This is a genomic window from Plantactinospora sp. B6F1 (genome assembly GCF_040120695.1).
Taxonomy (GTDB): domain Bacteria; phylum Actinomycetota; class Actinomycetes; order Mycobacteriales; family Micromonosporaceae; genus Plantactinospora.
The window spans coordinates 14,406-40,445 of record NZ_JBEEAC010000003.1 but is presented as its reverse complement, the minus strand read 5'-3'; the positions used below and the strand labels follow the sequence as shown (position 1 = coordinate 40,445).

The 26,040-nt window shown below is 73.0% G+C and carries 31 protein-coding genes; 11 read left to right on the top strand and 20 right to left on the bottom strand.

What is annotated here, in order from left to right:
• Positions 1 to 116 precede the first annotated feature (116 nt).
• From ABNF97_RS05800 to ABNF97_RS05790, 3 genes are all read left to right on the top strand, one after another.
• Positions 117 to 1,421 carry an MFS transporter gene (locus tag ABNF97_RS05800; RefSeq protein ID WP_130465188.1) on the top strand — a complete coding sequence of 435 codons (1,305 nt, stop codon included), beginning with the start codon at positions 117 to 119 and terminating at the stop codon, positions 1,419 to 1,421.
• A 67-nt stretch (positions 1,422 to 1,488) separates the two neighbouring features.
• Entirely contained in the window at positions 1,489 to 2,013 is a 525-nt protein-coding gene (locus ABNF97_RS05795) for a helix-turn-helix domain-containing protein (protein WP_130465189.1), read from the top strand.
• Positions 2,014 to 2,036: 23 nt separating this feature from the next.
• Positions 2,037 to 2,840 carry a M23 family metallopeptidase gene (locus ABNF97_RS05790; protein WP_349337875.1) on the top strand — a complete coding sequence of 268 codons (804 nt, stop codon included), beginning with the start codon at positions 2,037 to 2,039 and terminating at the stop codon, positions 2,838 to 2,840.
• Positions 2,841 to 3,274: 434 nt separating this feature from the next.
• Here ABNF97_RS05790 and ABNF97_RS34110 read toward each other — a convergent pair whose 3' ends face one another.
• Complete coding sequence (locus tag ABNF97_RS34110) at positions 3,275 to 3,640, bottom strand: hypothetical protein (protein ID WP_486484865.1); 366 nt, start codon at positions 3,638 to 3,640, stop codon at positions 3,275 to 3,277.
• 79 nt (positions 3,641 to 3,719) lie between these two features.
• On the opposite strand from ABNF97_RS34110, the gene ABNF97_RS34105 reads away from it, so the two are divergent.
• Positions 3,720 to 4,424, top strand: coding sequence for a hypothetical protein (locus ABNF97_RS34105; RefSeq protein WP_502930455.1), 705 nt, complete (start codon positions 3,720 to 3,722; stop codon positions 4,422 to 4,424).
• A 92-nt stretch (positions 4,425 to 4,516) separates the two neighbouring features.
• Here ABNF97_RS34105 and ABNF97_RS05780 read toward each other — a convergent pair whose 3' ends face one another.
• Positions 4,517 to 5,041, bottom strand: a complete 525-nt coding sequence (locus tag ABNF97_RS05780; RefSeq protein WP_130465192.1) for a YbjN domain-containing protein — start codon at positions 5,039 to 5,041, stop codon at positions 4,517 to 4,519.
• Positions 5,042 to 5,084: 43 nt separating this feature from the next.
• A complete protein-coding gene (mshA, locus tag ABNF97_RS05775; protein WP_130465193.1) occupies positions 5,085 to 6,458 on the bottom strand; it encodes a D-inositol-3-phosphate glycosyltransferase in 1,374 nt (457 codons plus the stop codon).
• Positions 6,459 to 6,643: 185 nt separating this feature from the next.
• On the opposite strand from mshA, the gene ABNF97_RS05770 reads away from it, so the two are divergent.
• Entirely contained in the window at positions 6,644 to 7,423 is a 780-nt protein-coding gene (locus tag ABNF97_RS05770; RefSeq protein ID WP_130465194.1) for an SDR family NAD(P)-dependent oxidoreductase, read from the top strand.
• A gap of 152 nt (positions 7,424 to 7,575) precedes the next feature.
• On the top strand, positions 7,576 to 8,364 hold the full coding sequence (locus tag ABNF97_RS05765) for a class I SAM-dependent methyltransferase (protein WP_349337873.1): 789 nt from the start codon (positions 7,576 to 7,578) through the stop codon (positions 8,362 to 8,364).
• A 49-nt stretch (positions 8,365 to 8,413) separates the two neighbouring features.
• Here ABNF97_RS05765 and ABNF97_RS05760 read toward each other — a convergent pair whose 3' ends face one another.
• The 3 genes from ABNF97_RS05760 to ABNF97_RS05750 all read right to left on the bottom strand — a co-directional run bounded on the left by ABNF97_RS05760 (position 8,414) and on the right by ABNF97_RS05750 (position 10,589).
• A complete protein-coding gene (locus tag ABNF97_RS05760; protein ID WP_130465196.1) occupies positions 8,414 to 9,028 on the bottom strand; it encodes an HAAS signaling domain-containing protein in 615 nt (204 codons plus the stop codon).
• A complete protein-coding gene (locus tag ABNF97_RS05755) occupies positions 9,025 to 9,375 on the bottom strand; it encodes a helix-turn-helix transcriptional regulator (protein WP_130465197.1) in 351 nt (116 codons plus the stop codon). The genes ABNF97_RS05760 and ABNF97_RS05755 overlap by 4 nt, the downstream gene beginning before the upstream one ends.
• Before the next feature lie 125 nt (positions 9,376 to 9,500).
• Entirely contained in the window at positions 9,501 to 10,589 is a 1,089-nt protein-coding gene (locus tag ABNF97_RS05750) for a UDP-N-acetylmuramate dehydrogenase (protein ID WP_349337872.1), read from the bottom strand.
• A 63-nt stretch (positions 10,590 to 10,652) separates the two neighbouring features.
• Here ABNF97_RS05750 and ABNF97_RS05745 point away from each other — a divergent pair, with 63 nt between their 5' ends.
• Both ABNF97_RS05745 and ABNF97_RS05740 read left to right on the top strand, forming a co-directional pair.
• Positions 10,653 to 11,414, top strand: a complete 762-nt coding sequence (locus tag ABNF97_RS05745; protein WP_130465199.1) for a maleylpyruvate isomerase family mycothiol-dependent enzyme — start codon at positions 10,653 to 10,655, stop codon at positions 11,412 to 11,414.
• Positions 11,415 to 11,503: 89 nt separating this feature from the next.
• Positions 11,504 to 12,520 carry a LacI family DNA-binding transcriptional regulator gene (locus ABNF97_RS05740; protein ID WP_349337871.1) on the top strand — a complete coding sequence of 339 codons (1,017 nt, stop codon included), beginning with the start codon at positions 11,504 to 11,506 and terminating at the stop codon, positions 12,518 to 12,520.
• A gap of 127 nt (positions 12,521 to 12,647) precedes the next feature.
• Here the strand turns inward: ABNF97_RS05740 and ABNF97_RS05735 are convergent, their stop codons facing one another.
• Positions 12,648 to 13,484: an EI24 domain-containing protein gene (locus ABNF97_RS05735; RefSeq protein ID WP_502930454.1), complete on the bottom strand. Its 837-nt coding sequence runs from the start codon at positions 13,482 to 13,484 to the stop codon at positions 12,648 to 12,650.
• Between the two features lie 156 nt (positions 13,485 to 13,640).
• Here ABNF97_RS05735 and ABNF97_RS05730 point away from each other — a divergent pair, with 156 nt between their 5' ends.
• Positions 13,641 to 14,606 (top strand): WYL domain-containing protein, encoded by a 966-nt coding sequence (locus tag ABNF97_RS05730; protein WP_130465202.1) that lies wholly within the window; start codon positions 13,641 to 13,643, stop codon positions 14,604 to 14,606.
• A gap of 70 nt (positions 14,607 to 14,676) precedes the next feature.
• Here ABNF97_RS05730 and ABNF97_RS05725 read toward each other — a convergent pair whose 3' ends face one another.
• The 10 genes from ABNF97_RS05725 to ABNF97_RS05680 form a co-directional block, all read right to left on the bottom strand.
• Positions 14,677 to 15,591, bottom strand: coding sequence for an SDR family oxidoreductase (locus tag ABNF97_RS05725; RefSeq protein ID WP_349337870.1), 915 nt, complete (start codon positions 15,589 to 15,591; stop codon positions 14,677 to 14,679).
• An 87-nt stretch (positions 15,592 to 15,678) separates the two neighbouring features.
• On the bottom strand, positions 15,679 to 16,416 hold the full coding sequence (locus ABNF97_RS05720; protein ID WP_349337869.1) for an alanyl-tRNA editing protein: 738 nt from the start codon (positions 16,414 to 16,416) through the stop codon (positions 15,679 to 15,681).
• Positions 16,417 to 16,477: 61 nt separating this feature from the next.
• Positions 16,478 to 17,362: an alpha/beta fold hydrolase gene (locus ABNF97_RS05715; protein WP_130465205.1), complete on the bottom strand. Its 885-nt coding sequence runs from the start codon at positions 17,360 to 17,362 to the stop codon at positions 16,478 to 16,480.
• Positions 17,359 to 17,673 (bottom strand): DUF2516 family protein, encoded by a 315-nt coding sequence (locus ABNF97_RS05710; protein ID WP_130465206.1) that lies wholly within the window; start codon positions 17,671 to 17,673, stop codon positions 17,359 to 17,361. The genes ABNF97_RS05715 and ABNF97_RS05710 overlap by 4 nt, the downstream gene beginning before the upstream one ends.
• 126 nt (positions 17,674 to 17,799) lie before the next feature.
• On the bottom strand, positions 17,800 to 18,525 hold the full coding sequence (locus ABNF97_RS05705; RefSeq protein ID WP_349337868.1) for a hypothetical protein: 726 nt from the start codon (positions 18,523 to 18,525) through the stop codon (positions 17,800 to 17,802).
• The gene (locus tag ABNF97_RS05700) at positions 18,522 to 19,157 is read right to left on the bottom strand and encodes a helix-turn-helix domain-containing protein (RefSeq protein ID WP_130465208.1); all 636 of its coding nucleotides are present in this window, start codon (positions 19,155 to 19,157) and stop codon (positions 18,522 to 18,524) included. The genes ABNF97_RS05705 and ABNF97_RS05700 overlap by 4 nt, the downstream gene beginning before the upstream one ends.
• An 87-nt stretch (positions 19,158 to 19,244) precedes the next feature.
• The gene (locus ABNF97_RS05695; protein WP_349337867.1) at positions 19,245 to 20,207 is read right to left on the bottom strand and encodes an asparaginase; all 963 of its coding nucleotides are present in this window, start codon (positions 20,205 to 20,207) and stop codon (positions 19,245 to 19,247) included.
• A 46-nt stretch (positions 20,208 to 20,253) separates the two neighbouring features.
• Complete coding sequence (locus ABNF97_RS05690; protein ID WP_349337866.1) at positions 20,254 to 21,090, bottom strand: beta-keto acid cleavage family enzyme; 837 nt, start codon at positions 21,088 to 21,090, stop codon at positions 20,254 to 20,256.
• Positions 21,091 to 21,204: 114 nt separating this feature from the next.
• Entirely contained in the window at positions 21,205 to 22,317 is a 1,113-nt protein-coding gene (gene ygfZ / locus ABNF97_RS05685) for a CAF17-like 4Fe-4S cluster assembly/insertion protein YgfZ (RefSeq protein WP_130465211.1), read from the bottom strand.
• Positions 22,318 to 22,363: 46 nt separating this feature from the next.
• Positions 22,364 to 22,795 (bottom strand): transcriptional repressor, encoded by a 432-nt coding sequence (locus ABNF97_RS05680; RefSeq protein ID WP_165436881.1) that lies wholly within the window; start codon positions 22,793 to 22,795, stop codon positions 22,364 to 22,366.
• A gap of 58 nt (positions 22,796 to 22,853) precedes the next feature.
• Between ABNF97_RS05680 and ABNF97_RS05675 the strand changes: the two genes are divergently transcribed.
• The gene (locus ABNF97_RS05675) at positions 22,854 to 23,705 is read left to right on the top strand and encodes an aminotransferase class IV (RefSeq protein WP_130465212.1); all 852 of its coding nucleotides are present in this window, start codon (positions 22,854 to 22,856) and stop codon (positions 23,703 to 23,705) included.
• Positions 23,706 to 23,744: 39 nt separating this feature from the next.
• Here ABNF97_RS05675 and ABNF97_RS05670 read toward each other — a convergent pair whose 3' ends face one another.
• Positions 23,745 to 24,338 (bottom strand): heme-binding beta-barrel domain-containing protein, encoded by a 594-nt coding sequence (locus ABNF97_RS05670; RefSeq protein ID WP_349337865.1) that lies wholly within the window; start codon positions 24,336 to 24,338, stop codon positions 23,745 to 23,747.
• Between the two features lie 174 nt (positions 24,339 to 24,512).
• Complete coding sequence (gene mtfM, locus ABNF97_RS05665) at positions 24,513 to 24,617, bottom strand: small membrane protein MtfM (RefSeq protein ID WP_349337864.1); 105 nt, start codon at positions 24,615 to 24,617, stop codon at positions 24,513 to 24,515.
• 25 nt (positions 24,618 to 24,642) lie between these two features.
• On the opposite strand from mtfM, the gene ABNF97_RS05660 reads away from it, so the two are divergent.
• A complete protein-coding gene (locus tag ABNF97_RS05660; protein ID WP_130465214.1) occupies positions 24,643 to 25,005 on the top strand; it encodes a DsrE family protein in 363 nt (120 codons plus the stop codon).
• A gap of 12 nt (positions 25,006 to 25,017) precedes the next feature.
• Here the strand turns inward: ABNF97_RS05660 and ABNF97_RS05655 are convergent, their stop codons facing one another.
• On the bottom strand, positions 25,018 to 25,884 hold the full coding sequence (locus tag ABNF97_RS05655; protein WP_349337863.1) for a hypothetical protein: 867 nt from the start codon (positions 25,882 to 25,884) through the stop codon (positions 25,018 to 25,020).
• Positions 25,885 to 26,040: the final 156 nt, after the last annotated feature.

Below are 26,040 nucleotides of genomic sequence, written 5' to 3'. Positions count from 1 at the left end.
GGCGACCCGGGGTGACGACCGACACGTGGAAAACGGGATGACCGGGTCGGACCCGCCACACTAGCGTCGTAAGGCGTTAGGCGGCGAACGGTCATTACCGGTACGGGGGCGGCGGGATGCGGACGGTCGGAAAGTGGTTCCAGGACACCACCGGCGGTCTACCTCGGACCTTCTGGTACCTCTGGGCCGGCACCCTGGTCAACCGGCTCGGTTCCTTCGTCCTCGTCTTCCTGGCCATCTACCTCACCACCGAGCGGGGCTTCTCCGAGTTCCAGGCCGGGATCGTGCTCGGGCTCTGGGGTGCCGGCGGGGCGGTCGGCACCCTCACCGGCGGGATCCTCGCCGACCAGTGGGGGCGGCGGCCCACCCTGCTCACCGCGCATCTGGGCGCGGCGGCGATCATGCTGGCCCTGGGGCTGGTCCGGGAGCTCTGGCTGGTCGGGCTCGGCGCGCTGCTGCTCGGGATGTTCGCCGAGGCGGCCCGGCCGGCGTTCGGCGCGATGATGGTCGACGTCGTACCCGAACGGGACCGGCTGCGCGCCTTCACGCTGAACTACTGGGCGATCAACCTCGGCTTCGCCTGCGCCGCGATCCTGGCCGGGCTGGCCGCCGAGGCCAGCTACCTGCTGCTCTTCGTGGTCAACGCGGCGACCACGGTCACCACCGCACTGATCATCTTTCTCAAGGTGGCCGAGACCCGCCGGGTCCGTGTTGTCCCCGCGGGGCTGGCCGCACCGCACCGGGGCGGGTTGGGCAGCGCGCTGCGCGATCGGGTGTTCGTCGGGTTCGTCGCCTTGAACATCCTGCTGGCGCTGGTCTTCATGCAGCACCTCTCGATGCTGCCGATCGCGATGGGACAGGACGGGCTGTCGCCGTCGACGTACGGGTCGGTGATCGCGGTCAACGGGGTGCTGATCGTGGCCGGGCAGCTCTTCGTACCGCGGCTGATCCGGGGGCGGGGCCGCTCCCGGGTACTGGCACTGGCCGCGCTGATCACCGGGGTCGGCTTCGGGCTGACCGCGTTCGCGGACGCGGCCTGGTTCTACGTGCTCACCGTGCTGATCTGGACCCTCGGCGAGATGCTCAACTCGCCGTCCAACGCCACCCTGATCGCCGAGCTGTCCCCGACGGCGTTGCGCGGGCGCTACCAGGGACTCTTCTCACTCTCCTGGTCGGTGGCGACGTTCGCCGCCCCGGTCACCGGTGGCTTCGTACGGGAACAGTTCGGCGACTCGGCGCTCTGGCTGGGCTGCGCGGCGCTTGGCGGCGTGGTGGCGGTCGCGCATCTGCTTTCCGGGCCGGCCCGGGAACGGCGGGTCCGCGCGCTGCACACGGCCGAGGCGGGAACGGCGGGGCCGGCGGCGGACGAGCCGGCCGGTGACGCGGGCCCGACCCGGCCATCGGCCACCGCTCGCGCCTGAGCCGGGGGGCATCTTCGACGGTACGGGCGATTGTCAAGGAGTTACGTAATTACGTACACTCGAAGTTATGACGCTGGAGGAGCGGGTCGCCGAGCTGGAGCGCCGACTGGCGGCCCTGGAGGAACGGGTAACGGCCCCGGCACCCCGGCCGGATCCACCGGCGGGCGAGGGTGACTTCTGGGCCCTGGACGGCCTGAAGGCGCGGCTCGCCGCGCTCGGTGCCGAGCAGGGCGGCGTGCTCTACACCGGCTCGGTCCGGCTGCCCGGCAACGAGCGCTACGACTGGCAGTACGGCCTGCCGACCGAGGCACTGCTCGACGGGGAGGCCGGCGACTGGAGCGATGCGGCGGAGTCCTTCGCCGCGCTCGGTCACCCGGTACGGCTGCGACTGCTCCACGAGATCCTGGCCGGCCGGCGTACCGTCACCGAACTCACCGCCCTCGACGGCCTCGGCACGACCGGACAGGTCTACCACCACCTCCGGCAACTGGCCGCGACCGGCTGGCTGCACAGCCCCGGCCGGGGGCGTTACGAGGTGCCCGCCGGGCGGGTGGTCCCGCTGCTGGTGGCGGTGGCGATCGCCCGGGCCTGACCTCGCCCCGAGAGGAGACTTCCATGCTCAAGGCACTGATGGTCCTGCACCGCGCCTGCTGGCTCGCGTTTCTGGTGATCCTGGGGGCCGGCTTCTTCCTCGACTTCACCTCGCTGTGGGGCTGGCTGGTGATCGCACTCGCCATCGCCCTACGGGTGGCGCTGGGGCGGGTGCTCGCCAGGGCGCCGGATCCCGGGCCGCCGGTCGAGCTCGACCCACCGGTCCTCGGCCGCTGGTCGGCGCTGAACAGCCCGGCCAGCAAGGTACCCAGCCACGGGGTGCGCGCCTACGGGCAGACGTACGCGATCGACCTGGTCGCGGAACCGCTGGACCGGCCGCGCCCGGGTTTCGGGTGGTGGCCGCCGGTACGGCCCAACCGGGACTTCCCCGGCTTCGGCGCGCCGCTGCTGGCGGTCGCCGACGGCACCGTGCTCCGTGCGGTCGACCGCAATCGTGACCACCTCAGCCGCAACTCTTACCCTGCCCTGCTCTACCTGGTGGTGGAGGGACTGTTCCGGGAGATCGCCGGCCCCGGTCAGATCCTCGGCAACCACCTCATCCTGGATCTCGGCGACGGCCGGTACGCCGCCTACGCGCACCTGCGACGTAATTCGCTGCTCGTCCGGGCCGGAGACCGCGTCCGAACCGGTCAGCCGGTGGCGGAGTGTGGAAATTCCGGCAACTCGACCGAACCACATGTCCACTTCCAGTTGATGGACAATCCGGATCTGGACGTCGCCCGGGGAATTCCGTTCACGTGGCGGGAAATCGGCGTACCGGCCAACGGAGAGACCATTTCTGTCGACCCGACGGCAGGGCGGCGATAATCGATCCCATTTTCGTCCGTGCGACGGGCCGGGGTCCGGACCGGGGCTCGCGGTCGAGGAGGCGCGGTCGAGGATGTCGGGAGCCGGCTCCCACACGGAATTGCCGGACAGCGTTGGACCGGCGGCGGCGGGCGACGCTCACCCCCGTAAACGTCGCCCGCACGCACCGCCGGTTACAGGTGGCGCGCACCGTCCCCCAACGGCGGCAACTACCACCCGTCCCCCAGCACCAACGCCCGGTGCACAGATCTGCGCGATCTGGCGTTCCCCCGAACGCAACCGAGCGCGGCGCGTGCAATAACGTTAGTTGTCGCCGGATGACCAACACAAGCCGGAAGCTCTGTCTTGCCCATCACACCCACGGTTGGTCAATTTCCGGCGTCTTGTTGTGCAACACCGTGGGTACCCCCAGAAATTCCTGGTCCACCCGGGAGTCAGCCGTCCTCGCGCAGCGGCGATTCGGTACGGAAGAAGTTGCTCTGCCGACCGTCGGAAAGCTGCTCCTGGTAAATGAAGTTCAGTTGGCGCAGGTCGAAGGTGTGGAACCACTCGTCCCAGCTGACCGGCTTCAGTCGTCCGCCTTCCCGCCAACCGGGGAAGTCAAACGTCAGTACGCCGAGCCGTCCCTCGCGTTCGGTGCCCTCGATCGTCGCCGGTTGGGCGTTCCGGCCCTCGGCCCAGCGTCGGATCACGTCGTGGTCCCGGGTTACCAGGCTCCGCCCCGGACGCTCCGGGGTGTCCTGCGGGGAGGAGATCGGCTGGGCGTACTTCAGCGACCTCGACTTCCCGCCGCCGCTCACGGTCGACTTCTGAGCCCCGCCCGCCTTCCGGGCGGGCCCCGCCGTCGACTTGCGCGCCCCGGTCGTCTTAACCGCGGCCGTGGTGCTCTTCCCGGCGGTCGTACCCTTCCGGGCGCCGGTCGCCGCGCCGGTCGCCTTCCGGGTCGGCGCCTTCTTCGCAGCGGCCTTGCGGGCAGGCGCCTTCTTCGCCGTCGCCTTCCCGGCCGGCGCCTTCTTCGCGGTCACCCGGGCCGTGCCGGCCTTCCCGGCCGGCGCCTTCTTCGCCGTCGCCCGGGTGGTACCGGCCTTCCGGGCGGGCGCCTTCTTCGCCGTCGCCTTCCCAGGCGGTGCCTTCTTCGCGGTCGCCCGGGCGGTGCTGACCTTCCGGGCCGGGGCCTTCTGTGCCGCAACCGTACGAGACGGCGCCTTCTTCGCGGTCGCCCGCTTGCTCGGCGTCGCCCGGTTGCTCGGCGTCGTCCGCTTACTTGCGGTCGTCCGCTTGCTTGCGGTCGTCCGCTTGCTTGCGGTCGTCCGCTTGCTCGGCGTCGCCCGCTTGCTCGCCGTCGTCGTGGCCTTCCGGCCCGGCCCGCCCCGGCTTTCGGCCTTCAGCGTCCGGACCAGGCTCTTCACCAGGTCCATCTTGCGTAGTGCCGATATGCCTGAAATGCCACGTTTCTTGAGCTGCCCCCGGATGTCATCGACCTTCATCGAGCTGATCTTGCGTTCGTCGATGTCACCCGTGCTGCTGCTGGATCGGCGCTTCGTCGCGGTCGCGGTTGCGCCGCGACCGGAACTGTTCCGCTGAGCCATGAGATCCTCACGCTCCCTCTGACAGTCTGACCTCGGCAGGCGGCGCGGCCATCGCCACATCCTGGTGCCGCCGCCGGGGCATACCCGTCAGGGGCGGTCCAAACCCGAGTTTTCCGTCGCCGAACGCTCGAAGAGGTGCGCGAACGCTCGCAGGTTCGCCAACGACTCGCCCCGGCTGACCCGCCACTCCCACTCCCGGCGGATCGCCGCGCCGAAGCCGATCTCCAGCATGGTGTCGAACGACTCGTCCGCATACGTCAGCACCGAGCCGAGGAGCCGGTCCAGCTCCTCCTCGGTCACCCCGGTCAGGCCCACCCGGCCGGTCAGGTAGACGTCGCCGACCGCGTCGACGGAGAACGCCACCCCGTACATCCGGGCGTTGCGCTGCAACAGCCAGGTGAAGAGCTCCTCGCGCCGCTCGTCGGGCTGGCGCATCACGAACGCCTCGATCCGCAGCGCGTGCTCCCCGACGATCAGGTTGCAGATCGTCTTGAGCTTGTGCGTGCCCGGCAGGGTGACCGCGTACGAGTGCTCGCCCGTCGGCTCGCAGGTCAGCTCCCGGTCGGCACAGACCGCCTCGATCAGCCGACCGATCTCCGCCCGAGACTCCATCTCCCGTCCACCCTCCCCGTCCGGGGGCGCCACCGCCGCAGCGTCAGCAGGCCGCCAGCGGAAGCGTCGCCGTGCCGTCCGCCAGCTCGGAGGCGAGCCGGTCGCGGTACTCCGCCACCGCCCCACGGTAGACCCCTAGCAGGCCGCTGGCAGTACGAGCCCAGGAGAAGGCGCGGGCGTGCTCGACCGCACCCCGGGACAACTCGGCCCGCAGCCGTGGCGCGACCAGCAGGCCGCCGAGCACCCTCGCCCAGTCGTGCGGGTGGTGCCCGTCGACGAGTACGCCACTGCCGCCGTCCCGGACGGCGGTGACCAGCCCGCCGACCGCGGCGGCGACCACCGGGGTACCGCAGGCCTGCGCCTCCAGGGCGACCAGGCCGAACGACTCGTTGTGCGACGGCACCGCCACCAGGTCGGCGGCCCGGTAGAGCGCCGGCAGGTCGTCACCGGTCTGCGGTGGCAGGAACCGCACCGCGTCGGCGACGTCGAGCTTGCCGGCCAGCTCGATCAGCGAGGTGGGCTGGTCCAGTCCGCTGCCGCTCGGTCCGCCCGCGATCACCACGGTGGCCGTCCCGGCGATTCCCGGCTGCCGGTTCCGCAGCTCGGCCAGCGCGTGCAGCAGCACGTCCGGTGCCTTCAACGGCTGGATACGGCCGACGAAGGCCACGATGGCGCCCCGTTCCGGCAGGCCCAGCCGGCGCCGCGCGGCGAGCCGGGCGGCCTCCTCCCGGCCGGGCGGTGACGGGGTGAAGCGGTCCAGGTCGACCCCGGGGCGTACCACCTCGACCCGTTCCGGGTCCGCGGCGTACCGGGAGATCAGGTCCCGGGCCTCGACCGTGGTGTTCGCCACCAGCCGGTCGGCCTCGGCGACCACCTGCTCCTCGCCGATCACCCGCGCCTTCGGCTCGGGCCGGTCCCCCTCGGCGAGCCGGGCGTTCTTCACCTTGGCCAGGGTGTGCGCGGTGTGCACCAGGGGTACCCCCCAGCGCTCCTTGGCCAGCCAGCCCACCTGGCCGGAGAGCCAGTAGTGCGAGTGGATGAGGTCGTAGAAGCCGGGCGGGCGAGCCGCCTCGGCCCGGAGTACGCCGGCGGTGAACGCGCAGAGCTGGCCGGGCAGTTCCTCCTTGGCCAGTCCCTCGAACGGGCCGGAGGTGACGTGCCGGACCGTCACGCCCGGGGCCATCTCGACCACCGCCGGCAGGTCGCTGGAGGTGGCTCGGGTGAAGATCTCGACCTCGACGCCGGCCTCGGCCAGCCGCCGGGAGACCTCGACGATGTAGACGTTCATCCCACCGGCGTCACCGGTGCCCGGTTGGTGCAGCGGTGAGGTGTGCACGGAGATGGTCGCGATCCGTCGTGGCGTCGGCCACGGCCGGGCACCTCGTTGCCGGGCCACCCCGGTGTGCAGTTCCGCCACGCCCGCTCCTTCTGTCACCGTGTTACGCCGTCCCGCACGACCGGGTCACATCACAGAGCAACCACCGTGTTGGGTGTCATCTTCCCGATCGGGGCACCCGCAATCGTCCGGGTGGTCGAGGAGGTGACCGACCTCATTCGGGCCCAGGTCGCGGCCTCGGCACCGGCTTGGGCCAGAATGTCCCGATGACTCCTGTCGCGATCGTCACCGGGGCGTCCAGCGGAATCGGCGCCGCGACGGCCCGCCGGCTGGCCGCCGAGGGCTTCGACGTGCTCGCCGCCGCCCGCCGGGCCGACCGGCTGGACGCGCTGGTCGACCAGATCCGCCGGGCCGGCGGCACGGCCACCGCGCAGACCTGCGACGTCACCTCGGATGAATCGGTGGCGGAGCTGGCCGCCGCCGCCGGACGGCTGGACGGGCCGGTCACCGTACTGGTCAACATCGCCGGTGGCGCGCGTGGGCTGGACCCGGTCGAGTCAGGCAGGATCGCCGACTGGCAGTGGATGTACGACGTGAACGTGCTCGGCACGCTCCGGGTCACCCAGGCGCTGCTGCCCGCGCTGGATGCCTCCGGCGCCGGCACGGTGGTGGTGCTCAGTTCCACCGCCGGTCTGATCGTCTACGAGGGCGGTGGCGGTTACACGGCGGCGAAGCACGCCCAGACCGCGCTGGCCGAGACGCTGCGGCTGGAGCTCTGTGGACGGCCGGTCCGGGTCGTCGAGATCGACCCGGGAATGGTCAGGACCGAGGAGTTCGGGCTGGTCCGCTTCGGCGGCGACGCCGAGCGGGCGGCGGCGGTCTACGCCGGGGTGGCCGAGCCGCTGGTCGCCGACGACGTGGCCGACTGCGTCGCCTGGTGCGTCACCCGGCCACATCACGTCAACGTGGACCGGCTGGTGGTCCGCCCGCTGGCCCAGGCGGCCCAGCACAAGGTGCACCGGGTCGGGACCGACCCCGGCAGGTGAGCCGGGTGCCGCCGCGGCGGTCGGATCCCACCGCCGGCGACCACGGGACCACTGCTTCCGGGCGACCCGCTCGGCGGGGGTCGCCAACCGGGTGGCGGGGCGGACCGTCGGACGGCGCGGGTGGCGGTGGGACGGCCCGCCCGGTCGGTGCGGTGACCCGGGGCACCACCAACCCCAACCGGCTGCGCCGGGTGGACAACTGGATCGCGTCGACCTGTGCCGACCTGCTTCGGGACGCCGGCGATCCGCTGGTGGTGGACCTCGGCTACGGTGCCAGCCCGGTCACCGTGGTCGAGCTGCGGGCCCGGCTGGCCGCCGCCGTCCGGCCGGACGTCCGGGTGGTCGGGCTGGAGATCGATCCGGTACGGGTGGCCGCTGCCGCGCCCGCCGCCGACCCGCCGGGGCTGACCTTCGGCCGGGGTGGCTTCGAGCTGGCCGGGCTGCGCCCGGTGCTGGTCCGGGCGTTCAACGTGCTGCGGCAGTACGCCGAGCCGGAGGTCGTACCGGCCTGGCGGGCCATGACCGGGGCACTGCAACCGGGCGGAGTGCTGGTCGAGGGGACCTGTGACGAGTTGGGCCGGCTGGCCGGCTGGCTCCTCGTCGACGCCACCGGCCCCCGGTCGCTGACCCTGGCCGCTCGTCTCTCCACGCTCGACAGTCCGGCCACACTGGCCGAGCGGCTGCCCAAGGCGCTGATCCACCACAACGTCCCGGGAACCGGCGTGCACGCGCTGATCCAGGCGCTGGAGCAGGGCTGGCGGGAGGCGGCCCCGTACGCCACGTTCGGGCCCCGGCAGCGTTGGCGGCGTGCGGTCGAGGCGGTCCGCGCCGCCGGCTGGCCCGTACTGGACCGACCGGCCAGGTGGCGGCTCGGCGAGGTCACCGTGGCGTGGTCGGCGGTGGCGCCACCCGGTGACACCCCGCCGGCAACACGGCGCTGACCCTGGCCGCGCCCGGGACGCGGCCGGGCCAGTCCGACCACCGGAACGGCTACCGGGCGCCGAGCCGGGCCGGCGCGGCGGTGGTGAGCCGGGACATCCGGATCGCCAGGTAACAGGTGGCGGCGCCGAAGGGCAGGAAGAGCGCCACGAACAGCAGGGCCAGCGAACCGAGGCCGGTGTCCTGGAAGCCGAGCAGGTCGAGCAGGACGAAAACGGCCGCACAGCCGAGCAGCAGGGCGGTGCCGACGAGCTTGTCCCGAACCGGCCACAGCCGGGAGAGCCAGAGCAGCGCCGCAACGGCCACCGGAACGACGTGCCAGGGCCGGACGGTGCCGAACGGCACCAGCACGGCCGGGACCAGCACCAGGAAGGGGCCGGTCGCGGCGCAGGCCAGTACCAGCGTCTCCACCGGGCCGCGGCGCCGGGGCGGCACCCCGAACCGCTCCCGGGCGTCCGCGCCGAGGGTCACCGGATCACCGAGCCGGTCGAGCATCGCGCGCACCTCGGCCACGGTCTGCCCGTCCGGCTCCGCCCGGCGTACGGCGATGTGCTCGCCGATCTGGTCGAGCACCTCCTGCCGGCGGTCGGCGGGCAGCGGGGCGAGTTCGGCGCGCAACTGGCGCAGGTAGCGCTCGACGAGCGCGTCGGGGGTGGTCGGCTTCACGGGATCTCCTTGGGGATGACGAGCAGATCCACCGCGTCACGGAACCGGATCCACTCACCGACGAACTGGTCGAGCCGGTCCCGCCCGGTGGCGGTGAGCTGGTAGTAGCGGCGGGGCGGCCCGCTCGGCGACTCGTGCCAGGCGGTTTCCACCAGACCGTCCCGGCGCAGCCGCGACAGCAGGGGGTAGATGGTGCCCTCGCTCGTCACCATGCCGTCGACCGCGCCCAGTTCGCGGACCAGGTCGAGGGCGTAGCGCTCGCCGGGCCGGAGCAGCGCGAGCACGCAGTATTCGAGCGTTCCGCGGCGGAGTTGGCCGGGCAGCGCCTCGGGTCTGGCCGCCGCCATCAGCGGCGCCCGACATCGACGATGACGATAACCATGCGGCACAGGGTACCTTGCTTTGCAAGGATCAGGGGCGGCGCCCCGCCCTATCCGGGTACGAGCGAGGGTGGAAGACCCGGCTTCGACCCTCAGAGGGCGCAGTTGACCAGCACCGGCTCCGGATGCAGGGTGGCGCCGAACCGGTCGTGCACCCCGTCGCGGATCTCCCGGGCCAGCGTCAACAGGGCACCGGTCGAGCCACCGTCCCGGTTGGTCAGCGCCAGGGTGTGCTTCGAGGAGATGGCCACCCCGCCCGGCCCCTGGTAACCCTTCGGATAACCGGCCTTGTCGATCAACCAGGCGGCGCTGACCTTCACCGTGTCCCCCGCGCCGGGCCAGGCCGGTGGCTCGCCGAGTCCGGCGGCCCGCTCCCGCAGCGCCTGGTACGCCCCGGCGTCCAGCACCGGGTTGGTGAAGAACGACCCGACCGAGCGGGTGTCCGGGTCGGCCGGATCCAGCACCATGCCCTTGCCGGCACGCAGCGCGCGTACGGCGGCCCGGGCGTCACCCAGCGGCACCCGGTCGCCGACCTCCACCCCGAGCGCCCGGGCCAGCTCGGCATAGCGCACCGGAGCGGAGAGCGTCGAGCGGAACAGCCGGAAGTCGACGGTGAGCACCGTCCACCGGTCGTTGTACTTGAAGACGCTGGACCGGTAGCCGAAGCCGCACCCGGCAGCGCTCATCCGGGTCAGCTCGCCGGTCAGCCGGTCGTACACCTCCACCCCGGTGACCGTCTCCGCGACCTCCTGCCCGTACGCCCCGACGTTCTGGATCGGGGTCGCGCCGGCCGACCCGGGAATGCCGGAGAGGCACTCCACCCCCGACCAGCCGGCCTCGACGGTGGCCGCCACCAGGTCGTCCCACGGCTCGCCGGCCGCCACCCGGATGGTCACCGACACCTCGTCCTCGGCGACCAGCTCGAAGCCGCGGGACCGGACCAGCAGCACCGTGCCCGGATAACCCTCGTCCGCGACCACCACGTTGCTGCCGCCGGCCAGCACCAGGACCGGCTCGTCCCGCAGGTCGGCGGCACGCAGTTTCTCCGGAATGTCATCCGTTCGGGTGGCGGTGACCAGGCGCCGGGGTGCGCCGCCGAGCCGCAGCGTCGTATAACCGGCCAGTCGCGCGGGATCGGCGGAGTCGGCGGCGGTTATCGGGCGGGCGTTAACGTCTGGCACAGCATTCACCCTAGGCTGAGAGACGGGCCGACCGGTGGCGGCCCGGGGCACGGGAGGATCGACATGACCAGACTGCACGGCACCAAGGACTTCTGGCTCGGGGCGCTCCGCGCCGAGGGGCCGACCTTCGGTGCCACGGTCGCCGAGGCTCCGCTCGACATCCGGGTGCCGTCCTGTCCCGAGTGGACCATGACCGATCTGGTGCACCACCTCGGGTCGGTCTACGCCCGGGCCCGGAGCATCGTGAGCCGGGGCAGCACCGAGCGGGCCGACCCGCTCACGGTCCCGGACGGCCTGCCGACCGGGACGGCGGCCGTGGAGTGGTGGCGGCAGGAGTTCGACCAGCTCATGGACGTGCTGGACCGGGTCGACCCGGAGGCGCCGGCCTGGAACTACGCGCCCCAGCCGAAGAAGGCCGGGTTCTGGCACCGCCGGATGGCGCACGAGACCGCGGTGCACCGCTGGGACGCGCAGATGGCGGTCGCCGCCGGGGAGCCGATCGAGGCCAAGCTTGCGGCCGACGGGGTCGGCGAGGTGCTCGACACCCATCTGCCGGCCGGCCGGCGCGCCGCCGACCAGCAGTTCCACGGGGTGGTCCACCTGGTCGCGACCGACGCCGGGCAGGAGTGGTACCTGCGGCTGCGCGGTGCCGGCGTCGCCCTGCTGGACACCGACACGATCCTGGACAGCGACGACCACCACGCCCGGGCGCAGATCTCGGGCACGGCCAGCGACCTGCTGCTGGCCCTCTGGGGGCGGCTCGGTTTCGACGCCCTCGACGTGGCCGGCGACGCCGGGCTGCTTCCGGGGTTGCGCGTCGGCTGACCGGAGCCGGTCCGGCACCCGCCCGACGGGTTGTTGACCTTCAGGCGCGCGTGGAACCATTTCCCCGGCGGCTGAGCTGAGGAGCGGAGATGGCGGTGACCCGCGCGCGGCCCACGCTGGAGGCGGTGGCGCAACGGGCCGGTGTGTCCCGGGCCACCGTGTCCCGGGTGGTGAACGGTTCGACCACGGTCGCCGAGCCGATCCAACAGGCGGTCCGGCGGGCGGTGCGGGAGCTGGGCTACGTGCCGAACCTCGCGGCCCGCAGCCTGGTCACCCAGCAGACCGACTCGGTGGCGCTGGTCCTGCCGGAGGCGTCCACCCGGGTCTTCTCCGACGACCAGGTCTTCCCCGGGATCATCCTCGGGGTCAGCCGGGAGCTGGAGGCCGCTGGCAAGCAGCTCGTGCTGACCCTGGCCGAGTCGGCGGCCAGCCACGAGCGGGTCGAGCGCTACGCGATGGGCGGGCACGTCGACGGCGTACTCTTCGCCTCCCTGCACGGCGCCGACCCGCTGCCCGGGGCGCTGGCCCAGGCGGGACTGCCGGTGGTGTGCAGCGGGCGTCCGCTCGGCCAGCCCCCCGTCGCGGTGCCGTACGTCGACGTCGACCACGTCGCCGGGGTACGCGGCGCGGTCCGGCACCTGCTCAGGTCCGGCCGGCAGCGGATCGCCACCATCGCCGGCCCGCAGGACATGGTGGCCGGGATCGACCGGCTCGCCGGCTACCGGGCCGAACTCCGGGACGCCGGCCGGCGCCCGGTCGAGGCGTTCGGCGACTTCACCCGGGAGTCCGGGGCGGTCGCGATGCGGCAACTCCTGACCCGGGACCCGACCCTGGACGCGGTTTTCGTCGCCTCCGACCTGATGGCGCACGGCGCGCTGCGTACGCTGCGTGAGGCGGGGCGCCGGGTCCCGGAGGACGTGGCGGTGCTCGGCTTCGACGACATCGAGCTGGCCGGCTACACCGACCCGCCGTTGAGCACCGTACGGCAGCCGATCCAGGATCTCGGCCGCACGATGACCCGCCAACTGCTGCGACTCGCCGCCGGTGACCGGATCGAGCCGGTCGTCCTGCTCCCCACCGAACTCGTGCTACGCGCCTCCGCCTGAGCCGCCCTGCCGGCGGCGGCGATCAGCCGAAGCGGCACCAGTTGCGGCGGCGATCAGCCGAAGCGGCAGTCAGGCGAAGCGGCGATCAGGCGAACTGGTCATGTCGCCCTCGACCGTTCGACCCGCGTCAGACCGACTCGGGGGCGGTCGCGTCGGCCCGGTCGCGGTGGTCGACGGACTCGCCGAGCGCGCGGCGGGCCAGCAGGGTGGCCCCGGCGACCGCTGCCGGGGTGAGCAGCACCGCACCGAGCGGGATCAGGAAGCAGAGGAAGACCGCCACCCCGAAGCCCAGGGTCAGCGGCCGGTTCGCCCGCAGCGCCCGCTGCCGCTCCGGCAGCCGGAGCCCGCGCCGCTGGAACGGCACTCCGACCAGGCCCATCGCGAGGAACCAGCCGGCGACCATCGCGGCGATCACGGGTACGACGAACTGCCCGACGACCGGCACGAACCCGGCGACGAAGAGCGGTACGCCGAACAGCACCGACCGGCCGAGCAGCCGCGCAGCGTCGGCGATGCTGCGCCGCAGCGAACGCCAGAACGGCAGCTCGACCTCGTCCGGCACCCCGCCGTAGCGCTCCTCCACCCGGATAGAGATCTTCTCGTAGAACGGGTCACCGATCACCAGCGTGATGGCGGTGAAGGTGAGGACCCCGAGCAGGCCGCCCAGGCCGAGCAGGGCGAGCCCGGCGACCAGCCGCAGGGCCCGGCGCGAGCCGTCCGACCAGTCGTCGGCGAACGGGGTGATCAGCGCGGCGAGCTCGTCGGAGAAGTAGATCAGCGTGCCGAGACCGGCCAGGTAGAGCGCGCCGGAGATCACCGCCGGCACGATGCCGAGCAGCACCAGCCCCGGGTTGCGGCCGTAGACCGCGAGCCCTCGGAACAGCAGCCCGACCCCGGAGCCGAACGCGGAGAGGAACGAGCCGGCGCGGCGGGGACGCGGCGCGGCGGGGGTGGGGGTCTGCACGACCGGAAAGCCTATCGGCCGCCCCGACCGCCGGCACGGCACCGCGTCGCCCGCGAACGCGTCGCCGCCGCCCGGGAATCCGTCACCACCGTCGCCCGGGAACGCGTCACCACCGCCGGTCGAGACGGCGTCGGCGCCGCCGGGCAGGATGGATGCGTGCGCGCCGCTCGGCTGATCTCCCTGGTCCTGCTCCTGCAGAACCGCGAGTCGATGACCGGTGCCGAGCTGGCCCGGGAGCTGGAGGTCTCGGAACGGACCATCTACCGGGACATCCTGGCGCTGAACGCGGCCGGCATCCCGGTCTACGCCGACCGGGGCCGGGCCGGCGGCTACCGGTTGCTCGGCGGCTACCGGACCCGGCTGACCGGACTGAGCCGGACCGAGGCGGACGCGCTCTTCCTCTCCGGGCTGCCCGGACCGGCCAGCGAGATGGGACTGGCCGACGTGGTGACGACCGCCCAACTGAAGGTGCTCGCCGCGCTGCCGAGCGGGCTGCGGGACGCGTCGACCCGGGTGGAGCGGCGGTTCCACCTCGACGTACCGGGGTGGTTCCGGACGGCGGATCCGCCGGCCTGGCTCAGCGAACTGGCCGAAGCGGTGTGGCAGGACCGGACGGTCGAGTTCCGCTACCGGCGCCGCGACCGGGAGGTGACCCGGACCGTCGAGCCGTACGGGCTGGTGTGCAAGGGCGGCGCGTGGTACCTCGTGGCCCGGGTCGGACCGGGGCACCGCACCTACCGGGTGGACCGGATGACCGAGGTGACCGTCGGCGCGGAGACGTTCAGCCGGGACGACTCGTTCGAGCTGGCCGGCTACTGGGCCGCCCAGGCGGAACGGTTCGTCCGGGAGATGTTGCGGGACGAGATCACGGTCCGGCTCAGCCCCGCCGGCCGGTACGCCCTGCGCTACGTCACCGAGCCGCCCGCCGTACGGGAGGCCGAGGCGAACGCCGGGGAGCCCGACGAGCACGGTTGGGTGGTGACCCGGCTGCCGGTCGAGTCCCCCGACGTCGCGTACGGCCAACTGCTCAGCCTCGGCCCGGAGGTGGAGGTGCTGGAGCCGCCGGAGCTACGGGACCGGCTCCGCTCGGCGGCACGGCGACTGGCCGGGCTCTACGCGTAAGCGGTCAGGAAGGGCCCCCGCTACAACAGAAGGCGACAACAAGGGGCCGGCCCTCCTTGCATCTCACGGTTCAGCGGTAGCCGGTCGCGTCGGCGGGCTTGCCGGTGGCCTCCACCTCCGCCATGTAACGCCAGGCGTCCGGCTGGCTGCCGTCCAGGTCGGTGAAGCCGTACACCCTGGCGAGTTGGCCGCTGGAGAGGGACTGCCCGGACCAGCGGGCCTTCTCCGGGTCGGCGGCGAGCGCGGCGACCGCCCGGCCGACGAAGGCCGGACTCTCCGAGATGACGAAGTGCGGCTGCTTCTCGATCGCGTCCCGCCAGTTCTCCTCGGTGACGCCGAACTCGTCGAGCATGAACTCCGACCGCAGCCAGCCCGGGGTGAGCGCGACCGCCGTGCCGCCGTACTCCTTCAACTCGTGTGCCCAGATGTAGCCGAGCCGGTTCACCGCGGTCTTCGCCAGGTCGAAGAAGGCCGACAGCCGGTAGTTCTGGTCGTTGTACTCCCTGGTGCCGTCGCCGACCTCCACCACCAGGCCCCCCGGGTTGCGGATCAGCAGCGGCAGCGCGAAGTGGCTGGTGATCATGTGCGTCTCGACGGCGAGCCGCAGCGTGCGGAAGCCGTCGTCCAGGTCCTGCTCCCAGATCGGCTTGTACCAGCCGATCAGCCGGTCCGCCCCCCAGATGTCGTTGACGAGTACGTCCAGCCGGCCATGTTCCCGGTCGATCCGCTCGACCAGGGCGCGTACCTGGTCGGGGACGAGGTGGTCGACCTGTACCGCGATCCCGACGCCGCCGGCCGCGGTGACCAGTTCGGCGGTCTCCTCGATGGTCTCCGGCCGGTCCACCTCCGAGCGTTTCTCCCGGGTGCTCCGCCCGGTGGCGTAGACGGTGGCGCCGGCCGCGCCGAGCTGCACGGCGATCTGCCGCCCCGCACCCCGGGTCGCCCCGGCGACGAGCGCGACCTTTCCAGTCAGTTCTGCTGTCATGACCATGACCCTGGCAGCGAATTCTGACAACTCGCGTCCGGATTTCTCCGGAACCCGGGAGCTCAGTTGACGAGGGAACCCGGGAGCTCAGTTGACGAGCCGGACCCGCACCCGCCGGTTGGCCCGGCCCTTGCTCTCCACCTTGACCACCTGGACCTTGCCGATCTGGGCGGTCGAGGCGACGTGGGTACCACCGTCGGCCTGCACGTCCAGCCCGACGATGTCGACGATCCGGATCTCCTGCTCGTCGGCGGGGATCAGGTTGGACTGGGTGCGGATGATGTCCGGCAGGGCCAGCGCCTCGTCCCGGGGCAGTACCTTCACCGCCACCGCCCGGTCGGCGGTGACCTCGGTGTTGACCAGTTCCTCCAGCCGGGCCTTGAAGTCGGTCGGCACCTCGGGCAGGTTGAAGTCCATCCGGGCCTCGCCCGGCTCCATGTTGCCGCCGGTGACCAGGGCACCGAAGTCCCGGAACACCACGCCGCAGAGCACGTGCAGCCCGGAGTGGGTGCGCATCAGCAGGCTGCGTCGTGTGTCCTCCACCGCGCCGGTCACCGCCGTGCCGACCGGCGGCAACGGGTCACCCTCGGCGGGGATCAGGTAGAGGTCGTCGCCCTTGCGGGTGCCGACGATCCGGGTCTGCACGCCCTGCCAGAGCAGCACCCCGTGGTCCGGTGGCTGGCCGCCGCCGCCGGGATAGAAGGCCGACCGGTCCAGCACGATCCCCTGCTCGGGATCGGCGGAGAGCACCGTGCACTCCCACTCTCGCAGGGTCGGGTCGGCGAGGTCGAGCCGGTGCGTCCGGCCATGCTGGGAAACGCCCATGGCTCGCCACGTTACCCCGGCCGGCCCGGTCCCGGTGGCACCGGTGGGCGCCGGCGACCGGTCAGTTGAGGAAGCCGGAAATCCGTTCGCGCAGGTCGGCGCGGTGCGTCCAGAGCAGGCCGGGCCGGTCGTAGACGTGCAGCGTCGCCGCCGGCAGCGCCTCGGCGAGCTGCTCGGCGACCGCGACCGGATGCAGGTCGTCGCCGGCACAGCCGATCACCAGGGTACGGGCGGTGACCGCTGCCAGGGCCGAACGCTGCCGGACGGCGACCTGACCGGCCAGGCTGGCCAGCCCGGTGGCGAGACCGTCCCGGGTCAACTGGTCGACCCGCTGCCGCAGGTAGGCCCAGCCGGCCGGGGTGTTCCGGATCGCCGCTGGCACCTCGAAGGCGACCGCCTCGGCCACCTCGGCGGCGTCGCCGCTGCGTACCGCGCTGAGCAGTTCGGAGAGCCGCCGCCGGGCCACCTCCGGGCGCGGTTCGTCGAGTACGGCCGGCAGCACGAAGACCGCCCGTTCGAAGCGGGCCGGACTCTCCCAGAGGAGCCGGCAGAGCGCGCCCGCGCCGAGGCTGATCCCGAGCGCCCGGCGGGCGCCACCGAGATCGGCGATCGCCCGCAGGTCACGGGCCAGGTCGGCGTAGCTCCACTCGCCCTCCGGAGCGTCGGAGCGGCCGTGACCACGGAACTGGAAAAAGATCTTGCGACCGTTGACCGCGCTGCCCAGCGGGCGGGTGGTGGAGATGCCGGTGCCGAGTCCGTGTGCGAAGACGGTGACCGGTTCACCGTCGCCGGTCACCAGCCGCTCCAGCCGTACGCCGTGCGGGGTGGCGACCAGCTCGGTCTCCGGGTCGGGCAGCGCCGGCCGGCCGCTGCGCGGCGCGGTCGGCCCCGGGCCGTACGTCCGTGGCCCGCCGTCGGGCGGCGGTGGCCAGCGGAAATCCCTCACCAGAAGCCTTTGCCGTCGGTCAGGTCGCGCAGTCCGACCCGGACGTCGAGCAGATAGATCAACGCTGCCGCGATGCCGATCAGCGCGAAGAGGTTGAGCGGCCGGTAGAGCAGCAGGGTGAGTACCAGGCAGACGGCCAGGATGGCGACCCAGGCGCCCTTGGGAAGGGTGCCGATCGCCGGAAAGGCGTCCGAGCGCTGGGTGATGCAGTGCACGAGTGCGACGCCCTGGATCACGAGGGCGAAGACGATCAGCACCAGGTTGATGATGAGGACGACGTCGTCGAAGAAGAGCGGCGCGGCTGTGCCCATGGCGGCAAGCTTATGCCGGTGACCCCGGGTGGGTGCCACTTGGCGCACCCACCCGGGTCACCGGCCGCTACTCGACCGTTGCTCGCCGACTGCTCGACCGCCGGCTGCTCGGCCGTTGCCCGCCGGCTACTTGTCGGCCGCCGGGCGGGTTCGCCTGGTGGCCGGGCGGGTCGACTTCGCCGCCTGGCGGCGCTTCACCGCCGGGGCCGCCTTCGCCCCGGCCGTCCCGGCCCCGGCGGCACCGGTCCCGTCGCCCTCGGCCGTCCCGGTCGCTCCGGCCTCGGCGGCGCCGGTCGCGTCGGCCGCCGCGGCGGGCTCCTTGACCTGCTCGACGACCTCGGCCGGGGTGCTGCTCAGCGCCGGCTGCCCGGCGGCGGTCACCGCCGGAGTCCCGGTGGCGGTCATGTCCGCGTTGACGGTGTCGGCGGCCTGCACCACACCGGAGCCGACCACCCGCTCACCCCGGGCGACGAGGTCGCCGTAGACGGCGATCGCCCGCTCCTGCGCGGCCTGGGCACCGGCCACCACCACCGCCGCGTTGCGGATGGTCGCCTCCCGCAGCCGGTCCAGTTCGCCGTTCGCGGCCCGGTGCCGCAGGTTCGTCGCGCCGGGCTTGGCGTTGCGCAGGGTCAGCGCGGCCTTCTGGCGCAGCTCGGCGGTGGTCGCGATCGCCTTCTCCCGCAGCTCGGCGGTGGTCGTCACGGCCTTCTCCCGCAGCTCGGTGCGGGTCACCTCGTCACCGAGCCCGCTGACCACGGCGGGCAACCGGCGCAGCTGCTGATACGCGAGATCGCCGGCACCGGCCACCGCGTAGAGCGGGGCGGGGATCCGGGCGGTTCGGGGCTGGGTCATGACTGTTCCTCCTCGTCAGAGGCCGAGACGACCGTCGGAGTCGACGGCGTGGCCTTCTTGACCGCCTTCCGGGCGGTCTTCTTCGTGGTCGCGGCCGGCGGCGCGGTCCTCGCGCCGGGCCGCGGTTCGGTCGGTGGGGCGGCAGCGGCGCCCGCCTCGGTCACCGCCACCGATTCGAGTACGGCCTCGGCCGGATCCTGGTCGGCGGTGCCTGACGTGCTGGCGGTGCCCGGGGTGTCGGTGCCCGGGGTGTCGGTGCTGGCGGGTTCGGTCGGTACGTCCGCGTGCCGGAGGTTCTCCCGGCGGAAGGTCTCGTAGATCTGGCTCAGCGACTGCTTCTGCGGCATCGTCAGGTCCGGGTCGGCCGCGATGGCGGCGAGCACGCCCTGGCCCTCGCGGTCGTCGAGCAGCCCGGCCCGCAGGTACATCGCCGGCGTGGAGACCCGTAGTGCGCTGGCCAACTGCTGGAGCACCTCGGCGCTCGGCTTGCGCAGCCCACGCTCGATCTGGCTCAGGTAGGGGTTGCTCACCCCGGCCTGCTCGGCCAGCTGGCGCAGGGAGATCTTGGCGTTGCGGCGCAGGTCACGGATGAACCCGCCGATGTCGCGTGGAAGGTCCTTCGGATTGGCCATGTCTCGACGGTAGCGAGCCGCGCTTGCTCCTGCAAGCAAAACGCTTGCGAAAGCTAGCAATAGTTACCGGCGTCTCACCCGGTCAGGTCACCATCGGGCGCGTACCGTGCCGACCACCTCGCCGCCGCCGTACAGCGGCGCCTCGGCCAGCTCGTCGAGGATCGGGGCGGCCACCGACAGCCGGCGCAACGCCGAGACCAGCACCGGCATCCGGCCGCGCGCCGCACCGTCGTCGATCTTGACCGCCACCGCACCGACCCCGGGCACCGCCACCGCGACCACCCCCTCCGCACCGCTCTTGGCGAGCAGCCCCGGAATCCCGGTCATCAGCCGGGTGTCGTACGCCTCGACGTCGGTGCCGGCGACCATCTCCGGGTACCCCCGCATCGCGTCGGCAACCGTCCGGGCCGCCGAGCCCTGCGCGGCCGAGACCAGCCGCAGGTACGCCCGGGCGAGTCCGGTCAGCGAGACGGCGAGCAGCGGCGCACCACAGCCGTCGATCCCGACCGCCGCCACCGGCTCGCCGGTGAACTCCTCGACCGCGGCGGCGATCCCCTGCTGGAGCGGGTGCTCGGGAAGCCAGTACTCCGCGACCGGCCAACCGGCTGCCTGACAGGCGAGCAGCATCCCGACATGCTTGCCGGAGCAGTTCATCCGGAGCCGGGACGGTCCACCGCCGGCCCGCAACACGGCGGCCCGGGCCGGCTCCGACAGCGGCAGATCCGGCGGGCAGCGCAGCGCCGAGACGTCCAACCCGGTCCGCCGCAGCAGCGCACCGACCCGGTCCACGTGCGAGTCCTCGCCGTGGTGACTGGCGCAGGCGACGGCCAGGTCGGCACCGGTCAGCGGCAGCCCGGCCCGGAGCATCCCGACCGCCTGCAACGGCTTGTTGGACGACCGGGGGAAGACCGGTGCGCGGACGTCACCGGCCTCGGCCAGTACCGCGCCGGACGCGTCCAGCACCACCACCGAACCCCGGTGCACGGACTCCACGAAGCCCGACCGGACCGCCTCCACCAGCGGTACGCCGCCGCCGTAGATCTCGCCCATGATCGCGGACGGTACCCACTGGACGAACCCGCCGCGCCGGCACCCCTCAGCGCTGTGCCGCGAGTCCCAACAGCTCCCGCGCCTGTGCCGGGTTCAGCGGCGGGCGCTGGGCGAGCTGGGCCAGCCCGACCGCCCGAGCCACCAGTTGCATGTTGGACTCCACCGGGCGCCCCTTGGCGTACGTGATCGTGTCCTCCATGCCGACCCGCAGGTGCCCGCCGGCCGACACCGAGGCGAGCATCACCGGGATGGTGCTCCGGCCGATGCCGGTCGCCGAGAACGTCGTCCCGTCCGGTAGGTCGCGCAGCGCCTGGGCACAGGCGACCAGCGCCTCGGTGCTGCCCGGCATGCCGCCGGGCACCCCCATCACGAAGTCGACGTGCACGTGCCCGCCAGCCGGCAGTCCGTACCGGTCGAGCAGCCGGCGCAGCGCGGCCAGGTGACCGAGGTCGAAGATCTCGTACTCTGGCACGACGCCCCGGTCCTGCATCCGGGTGTGCAGCTCGACGATGAACTGCCAGCGGTTGAGGAAGACGTCGTCGCCGAAGTTGACCGTACCCATGGTGCAGGAGGCCATCTCCGGGTCGGCGTCGAGCACGGCCAGCCGGTCCGCCTCCGGATCGATCACCGCGCCTCCGGTGGAGAGCTGCACGATCAGGTCGCTGCTCTCCCGCAGCGCGGCCACGGTCTCCCGCAGCCGGCCCGGATCGAGGGTGGGCCGGGCATCGTCGTCCCGGATGTGGACGTGGATCACCGCGGCGCCGAGCGCCTCGCACTCCTTCGCGGTGACCACCAACTCGTCGAGGGTGACCGGCAGCGCCGGCACCTCCGCCTTCGCCGACTCGGCCCCGGTCGGCGCCACCGTGATCAAGGTGCCCGTCATGCCGGGATCCTACGAGGCCCCGCCCGGGGACCGCCACCAGCGCCCCGGCCGGCGGACCGCCACCAGGCCAGCGCCTCGGCCGGCGGACCGCCAGCAGCGCTCGCTGCCCGGCGGCTACTCCGGGTCGATCGCGGCGGCCTGGCCCTCGACCAGCAGCGCCGCGTCGTCCGGTACCGACCGCTTCAGCACCGCCAGCGCGACCGGGCCCAGTTCGTGGTGCCGGACCGCCGTACCGACGAAGCCGACCGTGCGCCCGTCGACGGTCACCGGGGCGCCGACCGCCGGAAGCTGGTCGGTGGTCACCCCGTCGAGGTGCAGCAGCACCAGCCGGCGCGGCGGACGGCCGAGATTGTGCACCCGGGCCACCGTCTCCTGCCCCCGGTAACAGCCCTTGTCCAGGTGTACGGCCGGAGCCATCAGCCCCACCTCGGCCGGGATCGTCCGGTGGTCGGTCTCGAAACCGACCCGGGGCAGCCGCTGCGCCACTCGCACCGCCTCGTACGCCCACACCCCGGCGACCGGTGTGCCGGCGGCGGTCAGCGTGCCGACCACCTCCGACATGCTCGCCCGGGGCACCAGCAGGTCGACCCCGAGCCGGACCCGGCGCGCCCAGCCGCCACCGGGCAGCGCGCGCACGTCGTACACGATGGTCGGCCGGGGCGGCACGGAGCCGGCGGCGAACTTCGGGCCCGGCACCCCGAGCAGATCCGGTTCGGCCAGCCCGGTGACGCCGAGCGTGCCGACCGCCTCGGTGGCGCGCGGGCCGACCAGCGAGAGCAGTGCCCAGTCGGCGGTGGCGTCCCGGGGATCGACCGGGGTGAAGAAGCGCATCTTCTCCAGGTAGCCCAGCAGGCCGCCGGTGTCGCCCGGCTCGGTGTCCAGCCAGGTGGTCTCGCCGTCCTCGGCGACCATGGCGTGCTGCTCGACGTGCCCGTGCGGGGAGAGGACCAGCAGCTCGGTGCCCTGCCCGGCGGCGAGCGAGCCGAGATGCTGGCTGGTCAGGGTGTGCAGCCAGCTCGTCCGCTCGGCCCCGGGGACGGCCACCACCCCCCGGTGAGACCGGTCGACCAGGCCGACGTCGGTGGCGAGCAGCCGCTGCTCGCGGATCGGGTCGCCGTAGTGGGCGGCCACCGGGCGTACCCCGGCCGCCGCGTGCTCCGGCTCCGGCTGGTCCCTGGTCTGCTCGTCGATCGCCTCGGCAGCCACCGCACCCGCGATGTCGATCATCTCGCCGCTCCTCGCAGTCGGTCACCCTCCCGCTCCTCGCGGTCGGTCACTCTCGCCGCTCCTCGCAGTCGCACCGTCCGCAGACCCCGAAGAGCGCCACGTGCCCGATGTCGACCTGGAATCCTCGTTCCGCCGCCAGCTTCTCGGCCAGCGGCCCGAACATCTCCGGATCGACCTCGTCCACCGCCCCGCAGGTCCGGCACACCAGGTGCACGTGGGTGTCCTCACCCGCGGCGTGGTACGTCGGCGACCCGTGGGACAGGTGTGTATGGGTAACAAGCCCGAGGCGTTCGAGTAATTCCAAGGTCCGGTAGATCGTGGTGATGTTCACTCCGGCGGCGACCTCCCGGACCGCCGAGTGCACCTGCTCGGGGGTGGCGTGCCCGAGTGTCATGACGGCCTCGAGGACCAACTGCCGCTGCGCCGTCAACCGCAGTCCGCGGGAACGCAGCATCTCCGCAAGTGACGATTCCGACACCGACAAAGCATAGTGCGCCGCCGCGACGGCCGGCTCCTCGGCGGCTACCCTCGGCGGAATGTCCAGCGAGCAGCCGGTCGTCGCCGTACTGGGCCGGGGCGTGGTGCCCGCCGACGAGCCGGTGGTCCGGGCCGACGACCGGGGCGTACTCCGGGGTGACGGGCTCTTCGAGACGATGCACGTCCGGGCCGGCCGCCCCTGGCTGGCCCGGGAGCACCTGGCCCGGCTGGCCCGATCGGCAGCGGTGCTGGAGCTGCCGCTGCCCCACCCCGACGAGTTGCACGCCCTGCTCGACACCGCCTGCGCCGGCTGGCCGGTCCAGACCGAGGGCGCCCTGCGGCTGATCTGCACCCGGGGGCCCGAGGGCGGCACCGGACCGACCGTCTACGCCACCCTCTCCCGGGTGCCGGAGGTGTCCCGGCGGGCCCGACGGGACGGCATCCGGGTCGCGACCCTGCCGCTCGGGGTCGCCGCCGACGCCCGCGCCGGCCGGCCGTGGCTGCTCGCCGGGCTGAAGACCACGTCGTACGGGCTGAGCGAGGCCGCCCGGCGCTGGGCCGCCGCCAACGGCGTCGACGACGTGCTCTGGACCTCGACCGACGGGTACGCCCTGGAGGGGCCGAGCGCCAACCTGGTCTGGCTGACCGGCGGCGAGCTGTGCGCCGTACCGGCGGAGCGGACCGGAATCCTGCCCGGGGTGACCGCCGACTGGCTGCTCCGGCAGGCCCACGAGCTGGCCTTGACGGCCGCCCACCGCATGGTCACCCCCGCCGAGCTGCGCGCGACCGACGGGGTCTGGTTCACCTCGTCGGTACGCGGCCTCGCCGAGGTCCGCCAACTGGACGGAGTGCCGCTGCCCCCCTCGCCGCACACCGCCGCCCTCGCCGACCTGCTCGGCTTCGAGCGTTAGCAGCTTCGAGCGTTAGGAAGGGGGGCCCTTCCTAACATCTCAGCCGCCGACCCGGATCAGGCGGGCGGAGAGGTGCGGGGAGAGCGGATGCCCGACCGCGGCCATCTCCTGGGCGTAGAGCAGCGCCCCCTCGACGATGCCGAAGAGCCGGTGACCGGCGGTGACCTCCTTGGCGGTCGAGGTACGCAGCACCGCGTCGGTGGCGATCTCGACCCGGGTGCCGGTGACCTTGCCGAGGTAGAGCTCCATCACCCCGGTCGGGGTACTGAGCATGACCTCCAGCTCGTCGGTGCCCCTGCCGTCGTCGTCGAATACCGCCCGCCACCAGCCGACCTCACGACCGGCCGGTCGGACCGGCCGGCTCTGCTCGTCCAGGATCCAGGCCCGCGACTCGTAGTAGAGGAACGGCCGCCCGTCGTGGGTGATCCGGATCTCCTGGGCGTAGTCGAAGTCCTCGATGCTGGGGAACCCGCCCCGCCCCCGTCCCCGCCAGAGCCCGACGTACGGCAGCAGGCCGAGCAGCGCCGGGTGCAGGTCCGGCCCCTTGCGCAGGTCGTACGTCTCCTCGTACGGGTACGGGTCGACCGGCGGCGCGTTCAGCCAGGGTGGCGGCTCAATCGGGTTGTCGCTCACAGCTTCCTTTCCGTTCGTGACTGCGGGGCTCGCAAAACCGGCTCACTCCTCGCACTCACCGACACGCCTTCCGTTCGTGACTGCGGGGCTCGCAAGACCGGCTCACTCCTCGCACTCACCGACACGCCTTCGTTCGTGACTGCGGGGCTCGCAAAACCGGCTCACTCCTCGCACTCACCAGCGACCTCTTGAGATTCTTACTGCCAGATACACCAGGTAACCGGCGAGCGCGCCGAGGCCCGCGACGAGCAGGCTGACGAACCCAATCTCGGTAACCATGACGGGTAGATCCTATGCTGGCGGCATGGCTCGTACCCTGGTCGTCAAGGCCACCGCCGGTTCAGACTCGCCCGAACGCTGCGCGCAGGCGTTCACCGTCGCCGCCACCGCGGTCGCCTCCGGCGTCGACGTGTCGCTCTGGCTGACCGGTGAGTCGAGCTGGTTCGCGTTGCCCGGCCGGGCCGAGGAGTTCGAGTTGCCGCACTCCGCGCCGCTGGCCGAGCTGCTGCACGTGATCCTGAGCGGCGGCCGGGTCACCGTCTGCACCCAGTGTGCCGCCCGCCGGGAGATCGGCGAGTCCGACGTGCTGCCCGGGGTACGCGTCGCCGGGGCGGCGGTCTTCGTCGAGGAGGCGACGGCGGACGGCGCCCAGGCGCTGGTCTACTAGGGTCCTGCGCCGTCACCGGGGGCAGCCGCTGCTGACGGCGACCCGGATCCGGCCGTCGCCGCTTTCTACGACCACGCTGACCGGGCCGCTGCGGTACGCGTACCGCGCGGTGGTGTCGGCGACCACGACGGCGCCGGACGGCCTGGGCAGCGCGGCGGCCGGCGGACCGGCCGGCACACCCCGGCCGGTGGCGTGTGCGGTCCAGGTGGTGCCCTGTCCCGGGCAGGGCGCGGAGACCGGCTCGACCGGGGTCGGCTCGACCGCGCCGAGCGCGCCGAGCACCCGGAGCGGATCCGGGTCGGCTGATGGCAGCGGCAGCACGGCCCGGTCGTCCGGCTCGCCGGAGACCGGGCGGCAACCGGTGCCGACGGTCAACTCGACCGTTCCGGGTCCGACCCGGCCGCCCTCGATCGCCACGAACTCCCCCGCGTCGGCGCGCAGCGCGTGGACGCTCCCGTCGGCACTGTGCCGGACCCGGGCCCGGTACGCCGCCGGCAGCCGGTCGGCGATCCGGTCCAACAGCGCGGGTACGTCCGCGTCCGGCGCGTGTACGACGACCGACGCGTCCAGTGACGCGCCGTCCCGGACGACGGTGAGTTCACACTCGTCACGTACCGGTCGGCCGGTGATCTCGACGGCGACGTCCGGGCCGGCCGCCGCGACGAGTTCGCCGAGTGCCCGGTGCAGCACCGGTCCGGCCTGCTCGATCGTGCGCTGCTCTCGCACGGTCGGTTCGTCGCGGTACACGGAGACGAGGGTGAGCACCAGCAGCAGCGCACCCCAGCCCAGCAGGGCGACGAGCAGCCAGCGCCGCCGCCGGGTCGGGGGTGGCGGGGCCGGCTGGCCGGGCCAGGCCGGCGCCGGAGGGTCGATGCGCACGTCCGCCATGGTGGCACGGCGAGCCGGTGGTGCCGGCACCGAGCCGGCCACACTCCAAGTCGGCAGGCCGGGCGGCTGCGGGTACCCGGCCAGGCGACGGGCACCCGGCCAGGCGGCGGGCACCCGGCCAGGCGACGGGCACCCGGCCAGGCGACG